General features: G+C 64.1%; 16 protein-coding genes, 1 pseudogene and 1 riboswitch. Of the genes and pseudogenes, 10 read left to right on the top strand and 7 right to left on the bottom strand.

From position 1 onward, the window contains the following. Positions 1–274: 274 nt before the first annotated feature. Positions 275–622 carry a hypothetical protein gene (locus tag C1A35_RS10865; RefSeq protein WP_104664324.1) on the bottom strand — a complete coding sequence of 116 codons (348 nt, stop codon included), beginning with the start codon at positions 620–622 and terminating at the stop codon, positions 275–277. 242 nt (positions 623–864) lie between these two features. Between C1A35_RS10865 and C1A35_RS10860 the strand changes: the two genes are divergently transcribed. The 3 genes from C1A35_RS10860 to C1A35_RS10850 all read left to right on the top strand — a co-directional run bounded on the left by C1A35_RS10860 (position 865) and on the right by C1A35_RS10850 (position 4,871). Next, positions 865–1,500, top strand: a complete 636-nt coding sequence (locus tag C1A35_RS10860) for a helix-turn-helix transcriptional regulator (RefSeq protein ID WP_104664323.1) — start codon at positions 865–867, stop codon at positions 1,498–1,500. A gap of 102 nt (positions 1,501–1,602) precedes the next feature. After that, on the top strand, positions 1,603–2,733 hold the full coding sequence (locus C1A35_RS10855) for an aminotransferase class I/II-fold pyridoxal phosphate-dependent enzyme (RefSeq protein ID WP_104664322.1): 1,131 nt from the start codon (positions 1,603–1,605) through the stop codon (positions 2,731–2,733). A gap of 170 nt (positions 2,734–2,903) precedes the next feature. Then, the gene (locus C1A35_RS10850; RefSeq protein ID WP_104664321.1) at positions 2,904–4,871 is read left to right on the top strand and encodes an acyltransferase family protein; all 1,968 of its coding nucleotides are present in this window, start codon (positions 2,904–2,906) and stop codon (positions 4,869–4,871) included. Between the two features lie 89 nt (positions 4,872–4,960). Here C1A35_RS10850 and bmt read toward each other — a convergent pair whose 3' ends face one another. Beyond that, positions 4,961–5,977 (bottom strand): betaine--homocysteine S-methyltransferase, encoded by a 1,017-nt coding sequence (gene bmt / locus C1A35_RS10845; protein ID WP_104664320.1) that lies wholly within the window; start codon positions 5,975–5,977, stop codon positions 4,961–4,963. Between the two features lie 83 nt (positions 5,978–6,060). Continuing rightward, positions 6,061–7,404 (bottom strand): O-antigen ligase family protein, encoded by a 1,344-nt coding sequence (locus C1A35_RS10840; protein ID WP_104664319.1) that lies wholly within the window; start codon positions 7,402–7,404, stop codon positions 6,061–6,063. Positions 7,405–7,771: 367 nt separating this feature from the next. Between C1A35_RS10840 and C1A35_RS10835 the strand changes: the two genes are divergently transcribed. Then, the gene (locus C1A35_RS10835) at positions 7,772–8,638 is read left to right on the top strand and encodes a D-alanyl-D-alanine carboxypeptidase family protein (protein WP_104664318.1); all 867 of its coding nucleotides are present in this window, start codon (positions 7,772–7,774) and stop codon (positions 8,636–8,638) included. Between the two features lie 300 nt (positions 8,639–8,938). Here C1A35_RS10835 and C1A35_RS10830 read toward each other — a convergent pair whose 3' ends face one another. The 3 genes from C1A35_RS10830 to C1A35_RS10820 form a co-directional block, all read right to left on the bottom strand. Then, on the bottom strand, positions 8,939–9,985 hold the full coding sequence (locus C1A35_RS10830; protein WP_104664317.1) for a quaternary amine ABC transporter ATP-binding protein: 1,047 nt from the start codon (positions 9,983–9,985) through the stop codon (positions 8,939–8,941). After that, positions 9,978–10,889 (bottom strand): ABC transporter permease, encoded by a 912-nt coding sequence (locus tag C1A35_RS10825; RefSeq protein WP_104664316.1) that lies wholly within the window; start codon positions 10,887–10,889, stop codon positions 9,978–9,980. The genes C1A35_RS10830 and C1A35_RS10825 overlap by 8 nt, the downstream gene beginning before the upstream one ends. Before the next feature lie 293 nt (positions 10,890–11,182). Next, positions 11,183–12,181, bottom strand: coding sequence for an ABC transporter substrate-binding protein (locus C1A35_RS10820; protein ID WP_104664315.1), 999 nt, complete (start codon positions 12,179–12,181; stop codon positions 11,183–11,185). 791 nt (positions 12,182–12,972) lie between these two features. Between C1A35_RS10820 and C1A35_RS36365 the strand changes: the two are divergent. The 3 genes and pseudogenes from C1A35_RS36365 to C1A35_RS10805 all read left to right on the top strand — a co-directional run. Further along, positions 12,973–13,617: pseudogene (locus C1A35_RS36365) on the top strand (alpha/beta fold hydrolase); the annotation flags it as partial. 580 nt (positions 13,618–14,197) lie between these two features. Continuing rightward, the gene (locus C1A35_RS10810) at positions 14,198–15,655 is read left to right on the top strand and encodes a cobyric acid synthase (protein ID WP_104664383.1); all 1,458 of its coding nucleotides are present in this window, start codon (positions 14,198–14,200) and stop codon (positions 15,653–15,655) included. 98 nt (positions 15,656–15,753) lie between these two features. Then, positions 15,754–16,380 (top strand): class I SAM-dependent methyltransferase, encoded by a 627-nt coding sequence (locus C1A35_RS10805; protein ID WP_104664313.1) that lies wholly within the window; start codon positions 15,754–15,756, stop codon positions 16,378–16,380. 49 nt (positions 16,381–16,429) lie between these two features. On the opposite strand, the gene C1A35_RS10800 is transcribed toward C1A35_RS10805, so the two are convergent. Then, positions 16,430–18,808, bottom strand: coding sequence for an adenylate/guanylate cyclase domain-containing protein (locus tag C1A35_RS10800; RefSeq protein ID WP_234822846.1), 2,379 nt, complete (start codon positions 18,806–18,808; stop codon positions 16,430–16,432). 53 nt (positions 18,809–18,861) lie between these two features. After that, positions 18,862–19,267, top strand: a riboswitch (cobalamin riboswitch). A 136-nt stretch (positions 19,268–19,403) separates the two neighbouring features. Between C1A35_RS10800 and cobU the strand changes: the two genes are divergently transcribed. The 3 genes from cobU to cobN all read left to right on the top strand — a co-directional run bounded on the left by cobU (position 19,404) and on the right by cobN (position 24,908). Then, positions 19,404–19,928 (top strand): bifunctional adenosylcobinamide kinase/adenosylcobinamide-phosphate guanylyltransferase, encoded by a 525-nt coding sequence (gene cobU, locus C1A35_RS10795; protein ID WP_104664311.1) that lies wholly within the window; start codon positions 19,404–19,406, stop codon positions 19,926–19,928. A 3-nt stretch (positions 19,929–19,931) separates the two neighbouring features. Next, positions 19,932–20,996 (top strand): cobalamin biosynthesis protein CobW, encoded by a 1,065-nt coding sequence (gene cobW, locus C1A35_RS10790; protein ID WP_104664310.1) that lies wholly within the window; start codon positions 19,932–19,934, stop codon positions 20,994–20,996. 102 nt (positions 20,997–21,098) lie between these two features. Then, positions 21,099–24,908, top strand: a complete 3,810-nt coding sequence (cobN, locus tag C1A35_RS10785; RefSeq protein ID WP_104664309.1) for a cobaltochelatase subunit CobN — start codon at positions 21,099–21,101, stop codon at positions 24,906–24,908. Positions 24,909–24,944: the final 36 nt, after the last annotated feature.

Genomic DNA, 24,944 nt, shown 5'->3' with positions numbered 1-24,944 from the left:
GGGGCAGCCCTCAACCGCGAGGTGAGGACGTACCCTTATCTATGCGGTGAGGGTTTGCCCCTCATCCGCCTGCCGGCACCTTCTCCCCGTTATGACGGGGAGAAGGGAACAAGTGGCGACCGTTTCGCCCATCGTGAAGGCTGAGATTGTCGCTGACGTTGAGGTCTGGCACCGGAGGGTGCGCCTACCGGCTCTTTCCCCGCCTGCGGGGAGAGATGTCCGGCAGGACAGTGAGGGGGCACCCGTCACGTGCGAGTGTTGGTCACCTGTCGCCTCAAGCCTTCGGGAAGGCGCGGTCCAGGCCGCCGGCCTTCGAGAGACCCGCCTTGAAGGCCTGATAGGCGGCGTGCTGGCTGGAGCGGCCGGCTTCCATCAGGCGCATCTGCAGGCGCGCGGGGGCGTGGCTGCCGAGCCATTGCCCGAGCTTTTCGAGCTTCAGAGAATTCAGGAACTTCGCCTCGGAGGCGATGTCGAGGTGACGATAGAGGCCGTCCATCAGCCGCTCGTCCTGCTCCGGGTTTTCCATCAGCAGGCGCAGGAAGGACTGGTCGGCCTCGCTGAAAATCCCGAGTTTTTCGGCGACGGTGTCCCGGTCGGGAAAAGAGGCTGGGCCGGCGTTCATGTAAGTCTCCCGTCTGCATTTGCGATCGCGCCGTACGTTTTGAGAAAACGCCGGGGGCTGCTGTAGCGCCTTTGTCGCCGCAGGGTTTCGTCCCTGGGCCGGACACGAACAGGCAAGCCGCGAATCTTCCCGAGATCGGGGATAGGCCAGCAGTCAGCGGTGTGCAAGCGCAAGCGCATATGCTGAATATGAACGTATTGTCCAATATTGACAATAAGTCCAAATTTGCGCATAAACGGCGCATGACCATTGCACCCGCCTTCGCTTCCATCCTTGCCACGCACGCGCCGACCGCCGCTGCAATCAGCGCTCTGCTTTACCCGCATGGGGAAGTGGTTCTGCACGACCTCAAGGCCGGCACGATCGCGGGGATATGGAACTGTTTTTCCGGTCGCGCGGTCGGCGAGGATTCGCTGATTGAAGAGGAGTTCGCAGCCCTTGGCAGCACCGAGGCGGTGCTCGGGCCCTACGAGAAGAGCGGCACCGACGGCCGGCGCTTCAAGTCCATCTCCGCCGTGTTGCGCGACGGGGCGGGCGAAGCGGTCGGTCTGCTCTGCATCAATCTCGACATGTCGATGATCGATCAGGCGGTGAAGCTGCTCTCGGCTTTCGCCGGCGCCGAGCAGCCCAAGCCGCAGGCGCTGTTTTCGCGCGACTGGCGCGAGGAGATCAACGCCACCCTGCATGGCTGGCTGAAGGAGAAGGGGGTGGCGCTCTCGGCGCTCAAGCGCGGCGATCGCGTCGCGCTGGTGGCGGCACTCGACGAGCGCGGCCTGTTCCAGACCCGCAACGCCGTCGATCACCTCGCAGGCCTCATCGGCGCCTCGCGCGCCTCGATCTACAACTATCTCGCCGCCGCCCGCGGCGAGGCGCCCTGATTGCTGGGCGCAACTTCGGACGAAGACCGCTTCGCGGCCCTCCGGGACTTGCCTGACCCATAATCGTTCGCGCGCCTCTGTCCGCGTGAGGAGGAGACTTCCATGACGACCTTGCCTGATTTTCGGCTTGAAACCCATTTCTCCCGCTGGGAGTTCAGCGCTCGTCACCATATGACCGCGAGCGACAGCCAGACGACGAGCATGAGCGCTCTTCTGGCGCTTGCCGACGCCGAGGACCGCGCCGCCTGGGAGAACATCGCGCTCGGCTATACCGAAACCTGGGGCGCGCCGGCTCTGAGGGCAGCGATTGCCGCCACCTATGAGGGGATCACGGCGGCCGACATCCTTTGTTTTGCCGGCGCGGAGGAGGGGCTCTATTGCGCCATGCTGGCGCTGCTCGGGCCGGACGACCATGCGATCGTGACGGTGCCGAACTATCAGTCAATGGAAACCCTGCCGGTCACCATCGCCGGTTCTGTCACCGGCGTGCCGCTCCGCCCGGAAAACGACTGGCGGCTCGACATCGCCGATGTCAGGGCGGCGCTGAAGCCGAACACGAAGCTCATTTGCATCAATTTCCCCAACAACCCGACCGGTGCGATTGCCGACCAGGAAACGTTTGCGGCGCTTTCGACGCTCTGCGCCGAACGCGGCATCCATCTCTTCAGCGACGAGGTCTATCGCGGCCTCGAGCGCGATCCTGCGCTGCGGCTGCCGCAGGCGGCCGAACTCTTCGAGCGCGGCGTCTCGCTCAACGTCATGTCCAAGGCCTATGGGCTTCCGGGCCTGAGGATCGGTTGGATCGCCTGCCGCGATCATGCGCTGCTCGAGCGCATGGAGAAGATGAAGCACTACCTGTCCATCTGCAATTCGCGGCCGTCGGAAGTGCTGGCAACGATCGCGCTCAAGGCGCGTGCGACGATCCTCGATCGAAACCGCGCGCTGGTTGCAGCCAACCTCGAAACGCTCGGCGCGTTCTTCGGGGAGTTCCCCGATCTTTATGACTGGCGGGCGCCGGACGGAGGCTGCGTCGGCTTTGCCCGCTATCTCGGCGCCGATGGCGTCGAGAGCCATTGCCGGCGACTGGTGGAAGAGGCGGGCGTGCTGCTCTTGCCGTCGAGCCTCTTCGTTTCGGATCTTCTGTCTGTCGCCACCGACCGCTTCCGCGTCGGCTTCGGGCGCAAGGACATCGAGATCGGGCTCGATGCCTGGCGCCGGCATATTCTGAAATAGCCCCAGTCTCGCCATCTTCGGCCTGCTTTGTGCCGGCAGGTCCTGTTCCGGCGGCATTTGCCACTGGAACTTTAGAATGCACGCATGTGGATACGGACCGCGCGACAATGGTTCCATTGTCAGGATTGTGTTAACGAGCGGCCCCCGCCACCCGAGTGTTTCCTCTGCTGATGCGATATAGACCCGAAATCGATGGACTGCGCGCGCTTGCCGTCGTGCCGGTCCTCCTGTTCCATGCCGGTTTCGGCCTTGTCTCCGGTGGCTTTGCCGGCGTCGATGTCTTCTTCGTCATCAGCGGCTACCTCATCACCGCGATCATCCACCGCGAGATCGGCGACGGAAGTTTCAGCATCGTGCGTTTCTATGAGCGGCGCGCCCGCCGCCTCGCGCCGGCGCTGTTTTTGATCTCCGCCGTCTCTGTTCCGTTTGCGCTGATGTGGATGCTGCCGGGAGAGCTCAACAGCTTCGGCAAGAGCCTTTACGCGGTGAACCTGTTTGCCTCGAACTTCTTCTTCTGGGACCAGACCGGATACTTCGCGCCGAGCACGGCGCTGCTTCCATTGCTGCACACCTGGTCGCTGGCGGTCGAGGAGCAGTTCTACCTCGTGTTCCCGCTGCTTCTGCTCCTCCTTCGCCGCTCCTCGCGGGCAACACTCCTAAAGGTGGTGGCGGGGCTGGTGCTCCTGAGTTTTGCCGCGACGCAGGTCCTTGCGAACCTGGACCCGGCCGCGAATTTCTACCTGCTGCCGAGCCGCTTCTGGGAGCTTGGCGTCGGCGCATTGCTGGCGCTCGTCGGCGTCGAAAAACTCGATCTTTCGAAAGGCAGCCGTGAGCTTCTGTCAGCCCTCGGTCTGCTGGCGATCGTCGCGAGCTATGTGTTCGTGGCGGATTCGGCCTTCTATCCCGGCTGGACAACCGTGCCGGTGGTGCTCGGTACCGCGCTCGTTCTGGCCTTTGCCCGCGGCGATACCACCGTTGGCAGGCTGCTGTCGCTGAAGCCGCTGGTCGCAATCGGCCTCATGAGCTACAGCCTCTACCTCTGGCACCAGCCGGTCTTTGCCTTCGCGCGGCTGCGGGCGATCGACGAAATCCCGGCCGAAGGCTACGCGCTGCTGATCGCGCTGTGCTTCGTGCTTGCCTATCTCAGCTGGCGCTTCGTCGAACAGCCTTTCCGCAAGCCCGGCCGCTTCAGCCGCCGCGCGGTCTTCGGGGCGACCCTTGCCGCCGGATCGGTGGCGATCGCGTTTGGCTTCACGCTCGACGGCTCGGACGGTTTCGCCGCCAGGAACCGCGCGCTTGCGCAACTGACCGAGCCGAGTGTCGGCCTTGGCAAGAAGTGCGATGCCGTCGCCGACCTGCGCTGCGCCTCGAGCCCGACCCCTGAGGTCGCCGTCTGGGGCGATTCCTTTGCCCGACACCTCGTCGACGGCATCATCGCGTCGAAGCCAGACGTGCGGCTGGTGCAGCTTGCCAAGAACAATTGCGGGCCGTTCTTGAACCTTTCGCCGATCGTGCCGCGGCTCGGCCGCGACTGGTCGGACGATTGCGCCCGCTACAACGACGAGGTCCGCCGTTTCCTGCTCGCCAACCGGTCGATCCGTTACGTCGTGCTGTCGTCGGAGCTCAGCCAGTACCTGAAGGAAGAAAAGGTGCTGGTCGACGGTCGAAACGAGGTGGCGACCGAGACGAAGCTTCTCATCGACGGCCTGCGGGCAACCTTTACCTGGTTGCGCTCGAACGGCTTCGAACCCGTCTTCGTCGCGCCGACGCCGCATGACGGCCGCGATACCGGGCTTTGCGTGGCAAGAGCCCGTCTGCTCGGCCTTTCGGACCAGCAATGCGAGCCGGCGCTAAAGACCGCGCGCGAATACCACCGCGACGTGCTGAACGTGGTTGCGGATATCGCCGACGAGTATCCTGTCGTCAGCTTCATGGACTATCTCTGCGACGAAGACAGCTGCAAGATCGAGGACAAGGGCGTCGCGCTCTTCGAGGACTTCGGGCACTTCTCCAAGGAAGGATCCCGCCAGATGGGGCGCGCCTTCGACTTCTACCGCGCCTTCACCCAGGCGGCGAAAAGCGGGCCGATGGCTGTGCGGGCAACGGACGCCAAGGCCTTCGACAACGCCGCCCTTTAAGGCAACCGCGACATCGAAGCACAAACGCAAACGCCCCGGATCTTTCGATGCCGGGGCGTTCGCTTGTCGATTTGCCTTGCCTGGCTTGATCAGGCGCGGCGGCTGCGGCGCTCGCGGGTGGGCGCTGCTGCCGTCTCGTTGGCGGTCTTGTTGCGCAACGGGCCGATCTTTTCGATGATCAGCTCGAGCGTCGGGCGCTCGCGGCGCACATGTTCGTCGAGCGCGACGCGCATGGCGGCGAGGTGGCCGCAGGTGGTGCCGCAGCAGCCGCCGATGATCTTCGCGCCGGCGTCAGCCGCAAGGCGCACGTATTCGGCCATCAGCGGCGGCGTGCCGGAATAGTGGATCTCGGAGCCGCGGAATTCCGGAATGCCGCAATTGCCCTTGACGATCACGGTTGCCTGGGGTGCTGCCTCGGTCATGTCGAGCAGCGAGGAGAGGATGTCCGAAGCGCCGACGCCGCAATTGGCGCCGACGGCGACCGGGCCGTCGCCGAAGTCGTTGGCAACGCCGTGGATATCCTTCGGGTGCAGGCCCATCATGGTCTTGCCGGCGGTGTCGAACGAGCCGGTATAGACGTAAGGCAGGCCGACCTTGGCAGCGGCTTCGGCGGCCGCGCGGATCTCGTCCGGCGAAGACATGGTCTCGATCCAGGCGACTTCGGCGCCACCGGCCTTCAGGCCCTCGATCTGTTCGACGAAGGCGGCAACTGCATCCTCATAGGAGAGCGCACCCAGCGGGATCAGCAGTTCGCCGGTCGGGCCGACGGAGCCGGCGGTGATCACCTTGCGCGGCGCCTCGTCGGCAACGGCGCGGGCGATCTCGGCGGCGCGCTTGTTCAGCGCATGCACGCGGTCGTCCGCCTGGTGCAGCTTCAGGCGATGGCGGGTGCCGCCGAAGGTGTTGGTGAGGATGATGTCGGCGCCGGCATCGACAAAATCCTGGTGCAGCTTGGTGATGTTTTCCGGCTTGGTCTCGTTCCAGAGCTCGGGCGCTTCGCCGGCCTCCAGTCCCATCGCAAACAGCGAGGTGCCCGTCGCACCATCGGCAAGGAGAACGCCTTTTTCGGCAAGCAGGGCGGACAGGGCATTGGTGGCTGCGGTCATCGGTTTTTCCCGGCTGGAATGGAGTGCAGAGAGATATAAAGATATCTTTATGTCTTTGCAAGCCATTCGCGTTGGGAGAGCAACTATTGTCGCGCGCGCATGCGCATGCGGCCGGCAAGCCCGAGCCCGAAGACGGCAAGCGCCGTCAGCAGCCACATCGGATCGGCACGATTGAGGAAGAAGCTCTCGAGCATGGCGTTATAGGTCATGAAGATCACGACCATGACGCAGAAATCCGCGAAGATGCGGCCCTGCGGCTGACGGTAGGCGCGCACATAGTCAAAGAGCGGTTTGACGAAGAGCAGGGCCGTCATCAGGATGCCGCCGGGCAGGCCGAACATCAGCACCGCGTCGAGGTAGCTGTTGTGGCCGGTGACGATGCCGCGCACGTCCCAGCTTGCCTCGAAATTCGCCTCCAGGCCCATGATGACCGGCGACAGCCAGAAGCTGGCATAGCCCTGGCCGAGCCAGGGTCGTTCGGCGATGCTGGCGCTCGCAAATTTCCAGATGTCGTCGCGGCCGGTGAAGGTCGCATCGTCGATCAGCACCCTGGTGATCGAAAGCAGCGCGTCGGAATAGATGGTGCCGAGGGTCAGGCCGAAGACCAGCACCGACATGGCGAGGTGGGCAAGGATCATCAGCCCGGGGCTGCGCACCGCGCGGCCGGCAAAGACGAGGCCGATCGCGATCGGCAGGAAACCGATCGTCGTCTTCGAACCTGTATGCAGCACGAAATTGGCGGCAAGCAGCGTGATCGCCCAGCCGCGCAAGGGGGCTCCGGCGCGCAGGCAATAGATGCCGAACATGCAGAGAATGGAGAAGACCGGCGCCGAGACGTTCTTGTGGAGGAGATGGCCGCGCCAGAAGCCGGCATGCCAGGGCTCGTCGCCGAAGGCCGAATGGATGGCGCGGTCCGGGGCCACGAAGAGCGCTGCATAGTCGATCAGGATCAGGAGCAGGATCGCATTGGCGCCGGCATTGACGAAATCCCTCTCGCTCTTTGGCAGCACCAGCACGCCGGCGACCATGATCATCGCCACGAGGCTCAGCGTCAGGCCGCGGGCGGAGGCGGCCGGGTCGTAGGATTGCAGGCAGGAGAGATAGGCGATGGCAAAGATCGCGATCCAGGCCGGAGAGACGAGGCGAGCGAGCACCCGCCGGTCGACGGTGAGCAGCATGGCGAAGAGATAGAGCGCGCCGAGCACCAGGTAGCCGACCTGGTTGATAATGTTGCCTTCGTTGGCGGCGTTCGGATCCGTCGTCACCGCGCCCTGGAACGGGATCAGCGTGAAGACGATGAGGAACAGGCCGAGGCCCGAGAGTAGTGCTGCAAGACCATTGACGAGTTCCGCCAGGCCGGCATCGAACGCCGCCGGCACGCGCTGGCGCGCGGTGGAAGGCTCTGCCGTGGCTGTGTTCGGGTGCATGGCGGCTTAAAAACGAATGACTGGGACGCGGTTCGGCATCGTTGGTTCATGGCTCCTGGCCGTCCTGCCGTTCGGGCAGGGCCGGTCTCGGGAGATCCACACCTTGCTGCAATCAGGTTAAACCTCGGTGAAACCGCGGACGGGTCCACCCGGGCTGGGGTTACTGTCTGCAAAGCCGCCTGCCTCGAAACTGGCGCGCCGATTGCCGCAGGTGCTTGCCGCCCGGCCGCCTTGCCCTTAAAAGGCAGGGGTATGTCGGCCGTGTGGAAAACGCGGCCCTTGCCGTATTTCGCGGTCCGTCTTCCATAATTCGATCACGATTTTCGTCCCGAGGTCGTTCGATAGCGTCGAAACGAGAAAACACGATATGCAGTCCCTTATCCGTATGGTCGCGTCCGCCGCGGTCTCCGTAAGCCTGCTGCTTGGCAGCGCATCCTTTGCCGCCGCCGGGCAGGCCCATTTCGTCATCAATGCCGAGACCGGCTCGATCCTCGAGGCCGCCAATGCCGACGAACTGAACTTCCCGGCTTCGCTGACGAAGATGATGACGATCTATCTCGCCTTCGAGGCGCTGCGGAACGGCACGCTCACTTGGGACCAGAAGCTGACGGTTTCGGAACACGCAAACAGCCTGGAGCCCTTCAAGCTCGCCGTTGGCGCCGGTCGCCAGATCACCGTGCGCGAAGCGGTCATGGGCATGGTGGTGCTCTCGGCCAATGACGCCGCCGTCGTGATCGGCGAGACGCTTGCCGGAACCGAAACCGCCTTCGGCGAGATGATGACCCGCAAGGCGAGGACGCTCGGCATGAACAGCACCGTGTTCAAGAACGCCAACGGCCTGCCGGATCCGGCCCAGGTGACGACGGCGCGCGACATGGCGACGCTCGGTCTCGCGCTGATGCGCGACTACCCGCAGGAATTCCAGCTTTTCGCCAACAAGACGATCGAGTTTCGCGGCATGAAGCTGCGCGGCCACAACGGCGTGATGAAGCGCTACGAGGGCGTCGACGGCATCAAGACCGGCTATACCGACGCCTCCGGCTACAATCTCGTGACCTCGGCCAAGCGCGGCGACACCCGCCTCGTCGCCGTCGTCATGGGCGGCAAGACGGCGCAATCGCGCGACGACGACATGATCGCGCTGCTCGACAAGTTCCTGCCGCCGAAGGAAGACGCAAGCGCGGCCAGCGTCACGGAACCGGCAGCTGCTACGGTGACGACCACGACGAACTGATCTTCCAGATGACTGTCTGAAATTTGCCCCTCACCCTAACCCTCTCCCCGCAGGCGGGGCGAGGGGACGAGGGCTGTTGCTCGCCGTCGGTTGCTTGGCCGCCGCCAGAGACGGCCATGATGAGTTCGGAAAACCGCAGGATGTCGTCGGGTACCGACCGCCGGGCAGCCTGTCAGAGATTGGGACGTTGGAGAGGGAGCGCGGCATTGCCACGTGTCCCTTCTCCCCGTCAGGACGGGGAGAAGGTGCCGGCAGGCGGATGAGGGGCAGGCGCCGGTCTCAACCAGGTTCAGCCAAGTCTCACGCCGCCGCGCGGTCCTCGTGGCTCACGGGCGTCACCATGGCGGCGATGACCGTCGAGAGGTCGAGGGCGCCGAGCGGGCGGCCGTTGACGTCGACGACGTGGGCGGTTGCGACGCGGGCGGCAGTCATGGTGCGGGCCGCCGATTCAAGCACCGTGCCCGTGACCAGCGGCACGCCTTCGGCATTGCCCGACAGCGGCCGCATGATCGTCTCGACATTGATCACCCGTCCACGGTTCACTTCCTTGACGAAGGCGGTGATGTAGTCGTCGGCCGGTGAAAGCACGATCTCCTGGCCGGTGCCCTGCTGCACCACGCGGCCATCGCGCAGGATGGCGATCTTGTCGCCGAGGCGCAGCGCCTCGTCGAGGTCGTGGGTGATGAAGACGACGGTCTTCTTCAGTTCCTTCTGCAGGTCGAGCAGCACCGTTTGCATGTCGACGCGGATCAGCGGGTCGAGCGCCGAATAGGCTTCGTCCATCAGGAGGATATCGGCATCGTTGGTGAGCGCGCGGGCAAGGCCGACGCGCTGCTGCATGCCGCCCGAGAGCTGGTTCGGGTAGTGGTTCTCGAAGCCCTTCAGGCCGACGCGCTCGATCCAGCCGCGGGCGCGCTTCTCGCTTTCCTTGCGCTCGACGCCCTGGATCTCGAGGCCGTAGACGGTGTTGTCGAGCACGGTGCGGTGCGGCAGAAGCGCGAACTTCTGGAACACCATCGCCGTCTTGTGGCGGCGGAATTCCCTGAGATCATTGTCGTTCATCTTGCAGACGTCGACGCCGTCATAGAGCACTTCGCCGGCGGTCGGGTCGATCAGCCGGTTGATGTGGCGGATCAGCGTCGACTTGCCGGAGCCCGAAAGCCCCATCACCACCATGACGCCGCCGGCGGGCATGGAGATGTTGATGTCCTGCAGGCCGAGCACGTGGCCGTGCGTCTCGTTGAGTTCGGCCTTGCCCATGCCTTTCTTGACGGCATCGACGAAGTCGCGGCCGTTGGGGCCGAAGATCTTGTAGAGGTTCTTCACCTCGATCGCGTGACTAGCCATGGATAACCTCCGAGTGCTTTTGCAGCCGCTTGCCGAAGGCCTGGCTGGTACGGTCGAAAATGATGGCGATGCCGACAAGGGCAAAGCCGTTGAGGAAGCCGACGGTGAAGAACTGGTTGGCGATCGCCTGCAGCACGTTCTTGCCGAGGCCGCCGACGCCGATCATCGATGCGACGACGACCATCGCCAGCGACATCATGATCGTCTGGTTGATGCCGGCCATGATGGTCGGCAACGCCAGAGGCATCTGCACGTTCTTCAATTTCTGCCAGGTCGAGGAACCGAAGGCGTCGGCCGCTTCCAGCACTTCCTTGTCGACGAGACGGATGCCGAGATTGGTCAGCCGGATCATCGGCGGCACCGCATAAATGACGACGGCGATCAGGCCCGGCACCTTGCCGATGCCGAAGATCATGACGACCGGGATCAGATAGACGAAGCTCGGCATCGTCTGCATGACGTCGAGAACCGGATTGACGAAGGCCTGAACCCGGTCCGAGCGCGCCATCAGGATACCGATCGGAATGCCGATCAGGATGGAGATCAGCGTACAGACGGTGACCATGGCGAGCGTCACCATGGTGTCGTTCCAGAGACCGACGAGGCCGATGGTGATCATCGACAGCGCCGTTCCGATGGTGATGGCGATGTTGCGGCTGCCGAAATAGACGACTGCGACCATGAGCGCCAGGATGACGATCCAGGGCGAACTGACGAACAGGCTCTCAAGATAGTTCAAAAACCATTGGAGCGGCTGGACCACCGTGTCGATGGCGTTGCCGTAGGATCGCACGAAGCCCTTGAAGCTATCGTCGACGGCCTTGCGCGCGAGCCGGATCGTGCTCTCGTCAATGGCAGGGAACTTGCAGAGCATCGCTGGCAAGACACTGCAGATGGAGGCCATTTGTTTCCCCTTCTTGGCCGGAAGTTTTTTTAAAAGCCGGCCGCGTCTCGGCATCGAACGGGTCGATGACGGCGCACACTTGGGTGACCTCTTTGGGTCCCGGCACTTAAACTGTGGCAGCGAAATGTGGCGTCCGCTTACCTGATAGCGACGCGAAGGCTCCCGGTTCGCCGCCTCTGGGACGATGAACGTTCAAACGAAACCCGCAAGGACGCCCCATCGTTCCCTGTCCCGGCATCAAAACCGGAACGGGCAGGCGGCCGATTCCACGGTCCGCCTGCCGTCATTTTCGATCAGAGCGCTGCCTTGACCTTTTCGGCCACTTCCGGGCTCACCCACTGTGTCCACATATCCGGGAACTCGGCGAGGAAGTGCTTGGCGCCGTCCTCGTTGGTGCCCTGGTTCTGGTCCATCCAGGCGAGAACCTTGTTGACGGTGCCATTGTCCCACTTGCGCGCCTTGACGTAGTCCATGGCGACGCTCGCCTTGTCGGCGAAGGACTTGGTCACGACGGTGTAAACGTCGGAAACCGGATAGGAGTTGACCTTCGGGGTCGGGCAATCCGGCACGGCGGTGCAGGCGTCCCAATCGGCCTTGTCGTGATCGACGCCGAAGGAGAGGCGGGTCATCTCGTATTTGCCGAGGATGGCGGTCGGCGCCCAGTAGTAGCCGAGCCAGCCGGTCTTCTTTTCAAAGGCATTGGCAATCGAGCCGTCGAGGCCGGCGGCTGAGCCGGTGTCGACCAGCAGGAAGCCGTCCTTCTCCGCGTTCAGTGCCCGGTAGAGATTGGCGGTCGAGACCTGGCAGTTCCAGCCCGACGGGCAATTGTGAACGGCGGCCTTGGACGAATCTTCCGGCGCCGGGAAGAGTTCCGGATGCTTCAGCGCGTCCTGGACCGTCTTGATATCCGGATGGGCGTCGGCGAGGAATTTCGGGATCCACCAACCCTCGACGCCGCCTTCGCTCAGGATCTTGGCGGCTTCGATCAGGCGGCCTTCCTTGATCGCTGCGTCGAGCGGCGTGCGCACGGCGTTGACCCAGAGTTCCGGCGCCATGTCGGGCTGCGCCTTTTCGTTCATCGAGGCGAAGGTCGGCATGGTGTCGCCGGTCACCAGCGTCACGGTGCAGCCGTAGCCGTTTTCCAGAATGAACTTGTCCACCTGGGCGGCGACGCCGGCGGAAGCCCAGTTCATTTCGGCAATGCTGACTTCACCGCATTCCGCAGCCTGCGCGGAACCCGCCATGGCATAGAGGCCAGCGGCGAGAATGGTGGAAGCGAGGAGTTTCTTCATGTTGCAAGACCTCCCAGTCTTATTTGCAGCCAAGATCCAAACGGGAATGTACGGCGGACGCGACGCATCCTCCGTCACCCGAAACAACGATGCAGCCTGGGGGTTCGGCATCAATCAAGCCAAGGTTCACCCTTGCTGCGGACGGTGCGGGAGTTCGTTTTCAGCCCTGGCCGCGGAACCCTGTCGCCGGCCAATCTCCTCTTATACCGCCACCCAAGCCTAAGGTTTCTCGCTGAGAAATCAACCTCTTCAATCGGATGTGCGGCCGGCGCGGGGTCTCGTGCGTTCTGTCTGCGACATCGCTGAAGCGCGCATTTTGTGCGTGAGAGACCCTGAATTTAAGCAATAGCGACAATTCTTGCCGCAAAAAATGGCGCTGGGCACCACGGACCTCAAAACCCTGTCGAGATCCTGACGTTTCCTGTCGTGATTGCGTCATGCCAAAGGGCGCGCATGTCGCGAAAAATTTACAAAAAAGTCCGGAATTCATCTTTGGTTAAATCCTCAATAACCATCCGGTAACGATGTCCGGCTAATTGTTCTTCTCGCGGCGGGGGACTGCCGCCGGTCCGGATCAGGTTCTAGCGTCCCGGGCTTTCAGCGAACCTTCGGTGCGTTACTCCGAAGTGACCAGGTGTTTTTTGGCGGCCGCATCCCTCGCAGAGAGGTCGATGCGGCCTTCGCATTTTCAGGCCTCCGTGGTCTGGCGTGGCCCTGCCGCTGGTGATTGTCGCTCCATCCTGTAGGCTCGTCCTGGTCGCATTTGATGCCGAAAGGGGGCGGGCCCGGTCATGAAACTGCAATTGCTGTTGCTTCACGCGCTCCCGCTCGATGGCTCGATGTGGGAAGGCCAGATGACGCTCCTTCCAGATGCGACCTACGCGCCGACGCTCTATGGTTACGGTGACAGCATCCAGGCGTGGGCGAGCGCGGTGCTCGGCCAGGCGACTGGTGAAAAGCTCATCGTCGTCGGGTGCTCGGTTGGCGGATCCTGCGCGCTCGAGGTGGCGGCGCTGGCGCCTGATCGGGTGGCCGCGCTTGTTCTCATCGGCACCAAGGCCAGGCATCGGCCTGAACCCGCCCTATGCAGCGGCGCTCTTGCCCTGCTTGCCGAAAAAGGGCTGGAGGAAGCCTATCGCCTTCTCTGGGCGCCACTGCTTTCGCCAAGGGCGACTGCGCGCGCCATCGCCGAAACGAGGCGGATCGCGCTCGCTCAAACGCCTGACGATGTCGCACGCGGCGTTGCCGTCTTTCACAGCCGGCCGAGCCGGGATGAGGTTCTCTCCGCGTTTCGGGGGCCGGTCGTTGTCGTGAGCGGTGGCGACGACTGCGCGCCCGGGCCGCAGAAAAGTGCGGAGCAGGCGGGCACCGCGCGGATGGGCGAACTGCATATCGTGCCCGACTGCGGCCACTATGTGCCGCTGGAGCGTCCCGATGTCGTCAACGCGATCCTGAAGAGGCTTATTCGTCGCTGGCGCCGCACAGCTCGCCTGACCATGTGCGTTGACCGAAGGCCGCCCCTTGCGGGCCGGCGACCCCACAAAAAAGCCGCCCCTTGCGGGGCGGCAGGAGGAGAGCTCTGGGAGGAAGCTCAAGTCGGAGGGCGTGCCGCCGATCGCGGCTTAGCCGACGTTCGAGGTGCGGATGACGCCGAGCGGGCCGAAGGGGGCGTCGACGACGAGGTTGCGCACGCGCGACTGGCTGGAAGGAACCTTGGAGTTCCAGGCGATCTGGACGAAGTTGGGCTTGCTGAAGATATACAGCATGGACGTAAACCTTGAGAGGCCGGAGGCCTTTGCTCCGGGGCTTGTTGCTATGCCGCTGATATAGGTGTGCGCTGCGAAAAACTGAATACCAAACTCGCCACGCGATGTCGCATTCTGGCTACCCGCCGCGACATTTTCGACAAGCCTTGCGAAGGCGCGAAACAATGCGTGAGCGGCAAGGTTCAATTGCGGCGAAATCGTGTCGAAACAGACCTTTGCCGCTGCCCGTTTCAGTGTTACCGGTTGTCCCATGACACGCAAAATCATGTTGCAGGGAACCGGCTCGGATGTCGGAAAATCGGTACTCGTGGCAGGGCTCTGCCGGCTTGCTTCCAACTACGGGCTGAAAGTCCGGCCGTTCAAGCCGCAGAACATGTCGAACAACGCCGCCGTATCCGATGACGGCGGCGAGATCGGTCGGGCGCAATGGCTGCAGGCGCTGGCCGCGCGTGTGCCCTCGTCGGTGCACATGAACCCGGTGCTTCTGAAGCCGCAATCCGATGTCGGCAGCCAGATCGTCGTCCAGGGCAAGGTGGCGGGGCAGGCGAAGGGGCGGGAGTATCAGGCGCTCAAACCCAGGCTGCTTGGCGCCGTGATGGAGAGCTTCGAGCAGATTTCTTCGGGTGCCGATCTGGTGGTGGTCGAGGGAGCGGGGTCACCGGCCGAAATCAACCTGCGCGCCGGCGACATCGCCAATATGGGCTTTGCCACCCGCGCCGACGTGCCCGTCGTGCTCGTCGGCGACATCGACCGCGGCGGGGTCATCGCTTCGCTGGTCGGCACGCATGCGATCCTGTCCGACGAAGACCGGCCAATGGTGACCGGCTATCTCATCAACAAGTTCCGCGGCGACGTCACGCTGTTTGACGACGGCATTGCCGCCGTCCACCGCTTCACCGGCTGGCCCTGCTTCGGCGTCGTCCCGTGGCTGAAGGCGGCCGCACGGTTGCCGGCCGAGGATTCGGTGGTGCTGGAGAAGCTGACGCGCGGCGAGGGGCGGGCGCTGAAGGTGGCAGTACCCGTGCTGTCGCGCATCGCCAACTTCGACGACCTCGACCCGCTCTCAGCCGAGCCCGAGGTCGATCTCGTCTTCGTCCGGCCGGGCAATCCCATTCCTGATGATGCCGGCCTCGTCGTCATCCCCGGATCGAAATCGACCATCGGCGACCTTATCGACTTCCGCGCCCAGGGCTGGGATCGCGACCTTGAGCGCCACGTGCGTCGCGGCGGCCGGGTCATCGGCATTTGCGGCGGCTACCAGATGCTCGGCCGGCGCGTCAGCGATCCGCTCGGCATCGAGGGCGGCGAACGTGACGTCGAAGGTCTTGGGCTGCTCGACGTCGAAACCGAGATGGCGCCGGAAAAGACCGTGCGCAACAGCCGCGCCTGGTCGCTGGAGCATGATGTCGCGCTCGAGGGCTACGAGATCCACCTGGGCAAGACGCAAGGTGCCGATTGCGATCGCCCGTCGGTGCGGATCGACAACCGCGCCGACGGCGCGCTCTCGGCCGATGGCCGGGTGATGGGCACCTACCTGCACGGCCTGTTTTCAAGCGACGCCTATCGCTCGGCACTCTTGCAGAGTTTTGGCATCGAGGGCGGGGGCAGCAACTATCGCCAGTCGGTCGATGCCGCACTCGACGATGTCGCAGGCGAGCTGGAGGCGGTGCTCGATCGGCGCTGGCTGGACGGGTTGCTTGGACAGTAGGGAAGACCCGAAATTCCGAACGATCTTCATCGTGTCGCGCTAGAATACGCGATGAAACGGCGCTCGACGGTTGAAAACACGGCAGGCAGACCCCTTCGATGACGGACGAAACCAGACGAAGCCATTGGGACGCGGCCTATCGAGCCAAAGGCGAGGTGGGCGTCAGCTGGTTTGAGGATACGCCGGCCGTCTCCCTCGATCTTATCCGGAAATATGCGCCCGATCCGTCGTCGTCGCTGATCGATATCGGCGGCGGCGCCTCGCGGCTGGTGGATGTGCTGCTTGATGAGGGCATGAAAGCGATCACCGTCCTCGATCTTTCGCCAGCGGCGCTCGATGCCGCCAAGGCAAGGCTCGGTGCGCGTGCCGGTCAGGTGCAATGGCTTGCCCTCGACGTGACACAATGGGAGTCGGATCGGACCTACGATATCTGGCACGACCGCGCCGCGTTTCACTTCCTGACCGATGCCGGCGACCGCGGCGCCTATGTCGAACGGCTGATCGCGGCTGTCAAACCGGGTGGGCACGCCATCATCGCCACCTTTGCGCCCGATGGGCCAGAGCGATGCAGCGGTTTGCCGGTGGTGCGCTACGATGCGGCGGCGCTCTCGGGCGTGATCGGGTCCTCTTTCCGGCTGGTCGAAGCGCTGCGGCATGTGCACACCACGCCCGGCAACGCGACGCAGGCCTTTCAGGTCAGTGTGTTTCAGCGTGTGGCGCAGTAGATGAGAACCAATTGCGCAGTGCTTGGCGGCAACGGCAGACCCGGTGAGGCTAGCGGATCTGCGAGAACGTGAAGGCCCTGTCGCCGTGGTACCAGATGAATTCGTTTTCCCTGGCCCTTGATCCTCCCGGGTTGCGCAGGACCACGCCACAGAGGTTCGTCGTCTTCAGCCACAGGAAACAAACCGCGTCCTTCTCGAATCTGACTTCGACATCGGTCATGCGACCCGCACCGAGTGAGGCCCAATCACCGGTCAGAGTGGCTATGCCGTCGGTTGAAACCAGAGCTTGATGTTCCTCTCCCGAATCCAGCAAGCGGCCACGCAGCTGGTGCCCAAGGAACAAGGAGCGGGCTTCGCCGACCGCCAGCTGGTTCCGGAGGTTGGAGTCGGCATCCATCAAGGTCTCGGGCACGCCGGCCAGCCGCAGTCCTTCGTGGAACTGGTCGCGGATCTGCTGATTTTGCAGGTCCAGCGGCGGGTACGCTGAGAGCGTGACGGCAATGCCTCCGCGGCTGAGGCGCAGGGCATTGAAACGCGCCACCGCTTGCTCGGCCTCCGTGCGGTGGCCAAGCTGCCCGGCTGCCGAGGCAAGGAGGAGGAAGGAGCCGTCGTCCTTGGGATTGAGCCTGATACTGTCCCTGGCTGCCGCCGCGGCCGCTTCGAAATCCTCCAGGCTGAATTGAGTGAGCGCGAGAACGTAGACGAAAAAGGACGGAGGGTGGGGGTCCAGACGCATGGCCGTGCGGATATAGGGCAGGGCCTCCGCCGGCCGGCCGGCGCAGGTCAGCACGAAGGCCGTCAGCGCGTAGCTCCAGGAGTCGCCGGGTTCGAGCGCAATCGCCTGTCTGAGCTCGGCGAGCGCATCGGCATGCTGCCAGTCCGCTTCCGACAGGAGTGCCGTGGCCTGAAAGGCCAGCGCTGTCTTGTGCTTCTGCGCGGTGCGCAGATATTGCCATGCCCTTGCGCGCGCTTCGACCCGTGAAATCCCCAGCTGGTAGTGCCAACGCCACAGGTAGATGCGCGCATAGACCATGGCCGCCGCGGCATAGGCACGCCCATAGGCCGGATCGAGCGAAATTGCCTGCTCGAAATACGGCACCGCTTTTTCAAAGTCTTCGGGGGTCGTGCGTCGGTGGTGCTCCCAGCCGCGCAGGAACGCATCGAAAGCTTCGGGCACGGTCGTTTCCTTGCGGCCGGAGGCCATCTGCTGGTCAGGGTTCAGCCGAAGCGCCAGTGCCTCGGCAATACCGCGCATCACCTTGTCCTGCAGCGCAAAGACATCGGAAAGGGACCCGTCGAACCTTCCTGCCCAAACGTTTCCGCCACTCACTGAGTCTATGAGCTGGGCGTTGATGCGGAGTTGTTCTCCGGCGCGCTGTACGCTGCCTTCAAGCACATATCTGACACCCAGTTCTTCTGACACTTGCCTCGGCGTTACCGACCTGCCCTTGTAGGTGAAGGTCGAGTTGCGCGCGATGACGAACAGGCCGGACACCTGAGCAAGTTCCGTGACAAGGCCGTCAGTCATGCCATTGGCGAAGAAATCCTGTTTGGGATCGTCGCTGACATTGGCAAAGGGAAGCACGGCGATCGAGGCTTTGTCCGCCATGCTCAGATTCACCGGCTGATCCTCGATGGTATTTGCCGGTGGCGCCCATGGTCGCCACCAGGCTGCAGCGGCAAGCGCTGCCAATACCACCGCAGATAAGCCGAGCGCTGCCCAGCGCTTCGGGTGGCGCGCGCTGACCTTTGCCTTTGCCGGGCGGGTTTGGTCCACCCACAGGCGATAGGTCCTGACCGGCTTTTCGACATGTTTCAGGCGCTGCTCGCCGAGGAAGACGAAACCGACATCGAGGTGCTTCTCGACCTGGTCGTAGGCGGTGCCGGAAATGACGATGCCGCCCGGTTCGGCAAGGCTCTGCAGCCGCTCGGCGATGATGACGCCATCGCCCTGGATGTCGTCGCCCTCGACGATCACGTCGCCGAGATTGATGCCGATGCGGAACTCCAGCCGCCCTTCGTCGACGCCGCGGCTTGCAGATTTGGCGCGCTGCACCTCCACCGCGCAGCGAACCGCCTCGACGACACTGTGAAACTCGACCAGCAGGCCATCACCCATGGTCTTGATCAGTCGACCGCGGTGGGCGGTGATCCTCTGCTCAAACAGGTCGTGCAGGTCGGTCTGAAACCGGGCGCAGGTACCCTCTTCGTCGGCCTGGGTGAGCAATCCATAGCCGCAAACGTCGGCAATCATCACGGCGGCGAGCCTGCGTTCCATCTGCCTTCCGGATAATCGAAACCCCTTGGCCAGCCAGTTTAACGCAATATCCAGCGTTGCTAAAATAAAGTTAGCTGTGATGGTGCGCTGCTTTTGCCCTTCGACGGCTCCAGGTCTCTTTCCGCCTCGACAAATCGTCGCGTGGCGCAACTCGGCCGGGGAGGCGTCGCATGCGTCGATTGACTTTGGGCTGGCCGCTTCCTAATCATCGGACGTTGGATGGTTCCCTCCTGTCGTGGCGACATGGGGGAATAATTGGGAATGTGACGGATGGACCCAAATCGGGCATCCTTATCGCAGCCGACCCCGCGACTGTAGAACGGTCAGGGTTCGCCATCGGGTTCAGGCTCAGGCCTGCCAGGCGCTTGCATGGTGCAATCGCGGCAGACGTGGACGGAACCGGAAAAGCCACTGGCGTGGCATCGTGATCAGCCGGGCTGGACGCCTCTTCTTCTACGAATCGTCCGCCTTTCACGAACTTGAAAAACGCCGGGAAGGTGAGGCGGGCCGCTCGGGTCCTGACATCGGATCCTCGCTCCTTCGGGGCGAGGCGATGCCGGGCCCCGTGACGCCGTGAGCCAGGAGACCTGCCATCCGGCATGGGCATTCCGCCCGAGGAGACCTGTCGTCTCCAACGCCATCACGGAGGTTGTTTTGGCTCACAGATGTTTTCAAGAACGCGCCGCCGGCGCGCCCCACGGCCGTTGCCGCCTGCCGCTGATTTCGGCGTGTTGAGGCGGTGGCGATGAGCAGTCTCAGCGCCGGACCGGTCCTGGTCCTCGGCGGCGCCCGCTCCGGCAAGTCCGGCTTTTCCGAGAGGCTGGTCGAAGCGTCCGGCCTCACCAGACATTATGTCGCCACGGGACGGGCCTGGGACGACGAAATGCGCGCGCGTATCGACCATCACCGGACGAGCCGCGGGGAAGGCTGGACGACGCATGAGGAGCCGGTCGATCTCGTCGGCGTGCTCAGGCGCATCGATGACGCCAATCATGTCGTCCTTGTCGATTGCCTGACGCTGTGGGTCACCAATCTCATGCTTGAAGAGCGCGACATGGCCGCGGAGTTCGCAGCCCTTGCCGCGTACCTGCCCGAGGCGCGGGCGCGTCTCGTCTTTGTTTCCAACGAGGTCGGCCTCGGCATCGTGCCCGAGAACCGCATGGCCCGCGAGTTCCGCGACCATGCCGGCCGGCTTCACCAGATCGTTGCGGAGAAATCCGCTGAAGTTTACTTTGTCGCGGCCGGTTTGCCGCTGAAAATGAAGGGTTGAACAATGACCACTGCGAAGGCCAGCCACGGCAAGATCCCGGCGACCGTCATCACCGGCTTCCTCGGCGCCGGCAAGACGACGATGATCCGCAACCTGCTGCAGAATGCCGACGGCAAGCGCATCGCGCTGATCATCAACGAGTTCGGCGATCTCGGCGTCGATGGCGACGTGCTTAAGGGCTGCGGCGCGGAGGCCTGCAGCGAGGACGACATCATCGAGCTTACCAATGGCTGCATCTGCTGCACCGTTGCCGATGATTTCATCCCGACCATGACGAAGCTGCTCGAGCGTGAAAACCGTCCTGACCACATCATCATCGAAACCTCCGGTCTCGCGCTGCCGCAGCCGCTGATCGCCGCCTTCAACTGGCCGGATATCCGCAGCGAAGTGACGGTCGACGGCGTCGTGACCGTGGTCGACAGCGCCGCCGTTGCTGCCGGCCGCTTCGCCGATGACCACGACAAGGTCGATGCGCTGCGCGTCGAGGACGACAATCTCGACCATGAAAGCCCGATCGAGGAGCTGTTCGAGGACCAGCTGACCGCCGCCGACCTCATCGTTCTCAACAAGACCGACCTCATCGACGCTTCGGGCCTCAAGGCCGTGCGCGACGAGGTATCCTCGCGCACCAGCCGCAAGCCGGCGATGATCGAGGCGAAGAACGGCGAGGTCGCCTCCGCCATCCTGCTCGGCCTCGGCGTCGGCACCGAAGGCGATATCGCCAACCGCAAGTCGCACCACGAGATGGAGCATGAGGCGGGCGAGGAGCACGACCACGACGAGTTCGACAGCTTCGTCGTCGAGCTCGGTGCGATCGCCGATCCCTCGGCCTTCATCGATCGCCTGAAGGGCGTGATCGCGGAGCACGACGTGCTGCGGCTCAAGGGCTTTGCCGACGTTCCCGGCAAGCCGATGCGCCTGCTGATCCAGGCGGTCGGCGCCCGCATCGACCAGTATTATGATCGTGCCTGGGCCGCCGGCGAGAAGCGCGGCACGCGCCTCGTCGTCATCGGTCTGCACGACATGGACGAAGCGGCCGTGCGCGCTGCGATCGCCGCGCTCGTCTGATCATTTCTTGAGGGAAATGATCTAACGCATTGAAATGATGCAATTCCGAACGGACGTCGCGACACGCGGTTCCGTTCGGGATTGCCCGAACGGACAAGACGAATGCATCTGCTTCTCGCCCAGAAGGGAACGATCGCCGACGGTAACGAGGCAATCGATCTCGGGCAAACGCCGGCCGATATCCTGTTCCTGTCGGCGGCCGACACCGAGCTTTCCTCGATCGCTGCGGCCCACGGTCGCCGCGATGGTGGCACGAGCCTGCGCATCGCCAGCCTCATGAACCTGATGCATCCGATGTCGGTCGACACTTACGTCGAGCGCACGGCCCGTCATGCCAAGCTGATCGTGGTCCGTCCGCTCGGTGGCGCCAGCTATTTCCGTTATCTGCTGGAAGCTTTGCATGCCGCTGCCGTCACGCACCGTTTCCAGATCGCGGTGCTGCCCGGCGACGACAAGCCGGATCCGGGGCTGGAACCATTCTCGATCGTTGAAGCCGACGACCGTCAGCGCCTCTGGGCCTATTTCACCGAAGGCGGCGCCGACAATGCCGGCCTGTTCCTCGACTATGCCGAGGCGCTGGTTACGGGCACTGATAAACCGCAGCCGGCCAAGCCGTTGCTCAAGGCCGGCATCTGGTGGCCGGGCCGGGGCGTGATCGGGGTTTCGGAATGGCGGGAGTGCATCCAGCAAGCGCGGTCGCAATTGGTAGCTGGGGAGGGATTCGAACCCCCGACAGTCGCCATCTGCTTCTACCGCGCTCTCGTCCAGAGCGGCGAGACGCGGCCGGTGGAAGCACTGATCGCCGCGTTGGCGGCGCAAGGGGGCCGGGCGTTGCCGGTGTTCGTCTCGAGCCTCAAGGATGCGGTCTCCGTCGGGACGCTGCAGGCGATCTTCGCCGAAGCCGCCCCCGACGTGGTGATGAACGCAACCGGCTTTGCGGTGTCCTCGCCGGGTGCCGACCGGCAGCCGACGGTGCTGGAATCGACCGGTGCGCCGGTGCTGCAGGTGATCTTCTCCGGCTCGTCGCGCGCGCAATGGGAGGCCTCGCCGCAGGGGCTGATGGCGCGCGACCTCGCCATGAACGTGGCCTTGCCGGAAGTCGACGGCCGCATCCTTGCGCGCGCCGTCTCGTTCAAGGCGGCATCGATCTACGATGCCAAGGTCGAGGCCAATATCGTCGGGCACGAGCCGCTCGAAGACCGGGTGCGTTTTGCAGCTAGCCTTGCCGTCAACTGGGCGACGCTGCGTCGTGCCAGCCCGTCCGAACGGCGCATCGCCATCGTCATGGCCAACTACCCGAACCGTGACGGCCGGCTTGGCAACGGCGTCGGGCTCGACACGCCGGCCGGCACCGTCGAGGTGCTGCGGGCGATTGCGAACGAAGGCTATGTCGTCGGCGATATCCCCGAGGACGGCGACGCGCTGATGCGCTACCTCATGGCCGGGCCGACCAATGCGGCAAGCCGTGACCGCGAAGTCCGCGAGCAGATTTTGCTTAAGGATTACAACGCTTTCTTCGATTCGCTTCCGAAACGTATTCAGGATGAAGTCGCCGGGCGATGGGGCGCACCGGAGGCCGATCCGTTCTTCCTCGATGGCGCCTTCGCGCTGCCGCTTGCCCGTTTCGGCGAGGTCATCGTCGGCATCCAGCCGGCGCGCGGCTACAACATCGACCCGAAGGAAAGCTACCACTCGCCGGACCTCGTGCCGCCGCACGGTTATCTCGCCTTCTATGCCTTCCTGCGCCGGCAGTTCGGCGCACAGGCGATCGTGCACATGGGCAAACACGGCAATCTCGAATGGCTGCCGGGCAAGGCGCTGGCGTTGTCGGAAACCTGCTATCCCGAGGCGATCTTCGGGCCGCTGCCGCACATCTATCCCTTCATCGTCAACGATCCGGGCGAAGGCACACAGGCCAAGCGCCGCACCAGCGCCGTCATCATCGACCACCTGACGCCACCGCTGACCCGAGCCGAATCCTACGGGCCGCTCAAGGATCTGGAAGCGCTGGTCGACGAGTATTACGACGCTGCCGGCGGCGACCCGCGGCGCCTGCGTCTGCTCAGCCGCCAGATCCTCGATCTCGTGCGCGACATCGGCCTCGACAGCGACGCCGGCATCGACAGGGGGGACAGTGACGACAAGGCGCTGGAAAAGCTCGACGCCTATCTCTGCGACCTCAAGGAAATGCAGATCCGCGACGGGCTGCACATCTTCGGCGTCGCCCCGGAGGGACGGCTCCTGACCGATCTGACCGTGGCTCTGGCCCGTGTTCCCCGCGGTCTCGGCGAGGGCGGCGACCAGAGCCTGCAGCGGGCGATCGCTGCGGATGCGGGGTTGAATGGCGTCACCGCCGACGGGCAATCCTTCGACCCGCTCGACTGCGTCATGTCGGGCGCCTGGACGGGGCCGAAACCATCCATCCTCGCCGACCTCTCGGATGCCCCCTGGCGCACCTCCGGCGATACGGTCGAGCGCATCGAATTGCTGGCGGCGACGTTCGTCTCCGGCGAACAGACCTGCCCTGATGGCTGGACCAACACCCGTGCCGTGCTCGATGAAATCGACAGCCGCCTGAAGCCCTCGATCGCCGGCTCGGGTGCTGCCGAGATGGCCGGCTTCCTCACTGGCCTTGACGGCAGCTTCGTTGCGCCCGGTCCCTCCGGCGCGCCGACGCGTGGACGTCCGGACGTGCTGCCGACCGGGCGCAATTTCTATTCGGTCGACAGCCGCGCCGTGCCGACGCCGGCGGCCTATGAACTCGGCAAGAAATCCGCCGAACTGCTGATCCGCCGCTACCTGCAGGATCACGGCGAATGGCCGTCCTCCTTCGGGCTCACCGCCTGGGGCACGGCCAACATGCGCACCGGCGGCGACGATATCGCCCAGGCGCTCGCGCTGATCGGCGCCAAGCCCACCTGGGACATGGTCTCGCGCCGGGTGATGGGCTACGAGATCGTGCCGCTTGCCATGCTCGGCCGGCCACGCGTCGACGTGACCTTGCGCATTTCCGGCTTCTTCCGCGATGCCTTCCCGGACCAGATCGCGCTCTTCGACAAGGCGATCCGCGCCGTCGGTGCGCTGGAGGAGGACGACGCCGACAACATGATCGCCGCGCGGATGCGGGCGGAAAGCCGGCGGCTGGAGGCGGAGGGCGTGGAAGCCGCAGAGGCCGCACGTCGCGCCTCCTATCGCGTCTTCGGCGCCAAGCCCGGTGCCTATGGTGCCGGCCTGCAGGCGCTGATCGACGAGAAGGGCTGGGAGAGCAAAGCCGATCTCGCCGAGGCTTACCTCACCTGGGGCGCCTATGCCTATGGCGCCGGTGAGGAGGGCAAGGCCGAGCGCGACCTGTTCGAGGAGCGCCTGCGCACGATCGAGGCGGTGGTGCAGAACCAGGACAACCGCGAACACGACCTCTTGGACAGCGACGACTACTATCAGTTCGAAGGCGGCATGAGTGCTGCTGCCGAACATCTCGGTGGCAGTCGCCCGGCGATTTATCACAACGACCATTCCCGCCCGGAAAAGCCCGTCATCCGGTCGCTGGAGGAGGAGATCGGCCGGGTGGTGCGGGCGCGCGTCGTCAATCCCAAGTGGATCGACGGCGTCATGCGCCATGGCTACAAGGGTGCCTTCGAGATCGCCGCGACGGTCGATTACATGTTCGCCTTTGCTGCAACCACGGGTGCGGTGCGCGACCATCATTTCGAGGCCGCCTATCAGGCCTTCATCGTCGACGAGCGCGTGGCTGACTTCATGCGCGACAAGAACCCGGCCGCCTTTGCCGAGCTTGCCGAACGCCTGCTTGAAGCAATCGACCGCAATCTCTGGACGCCACGCTCGAACTCGGCGCGGTTTGAACTTGCCGGCATCGGCACGGCAGCAACCCGGCGTCGCGCCGGCAACCAATAGAGCGGTTCCGGGGTGACGGTTTTCCGTCCGGAATTG

This window comes from Ensifer adhaerens (assembly GCF_002940685.1).
Classification (GTDB): Bacteria; Pseudomonadota; Alphaproteobacteria; order Rhizobiales; family Rhizobiaceae; genus Ensifer; species Ensifer adhaerens_E.
The sequence above is the reverse complement of the archived record's forward strand: the minus strand, read 5'-3'. Positions and strand labels throughout refer to the sequence as shown.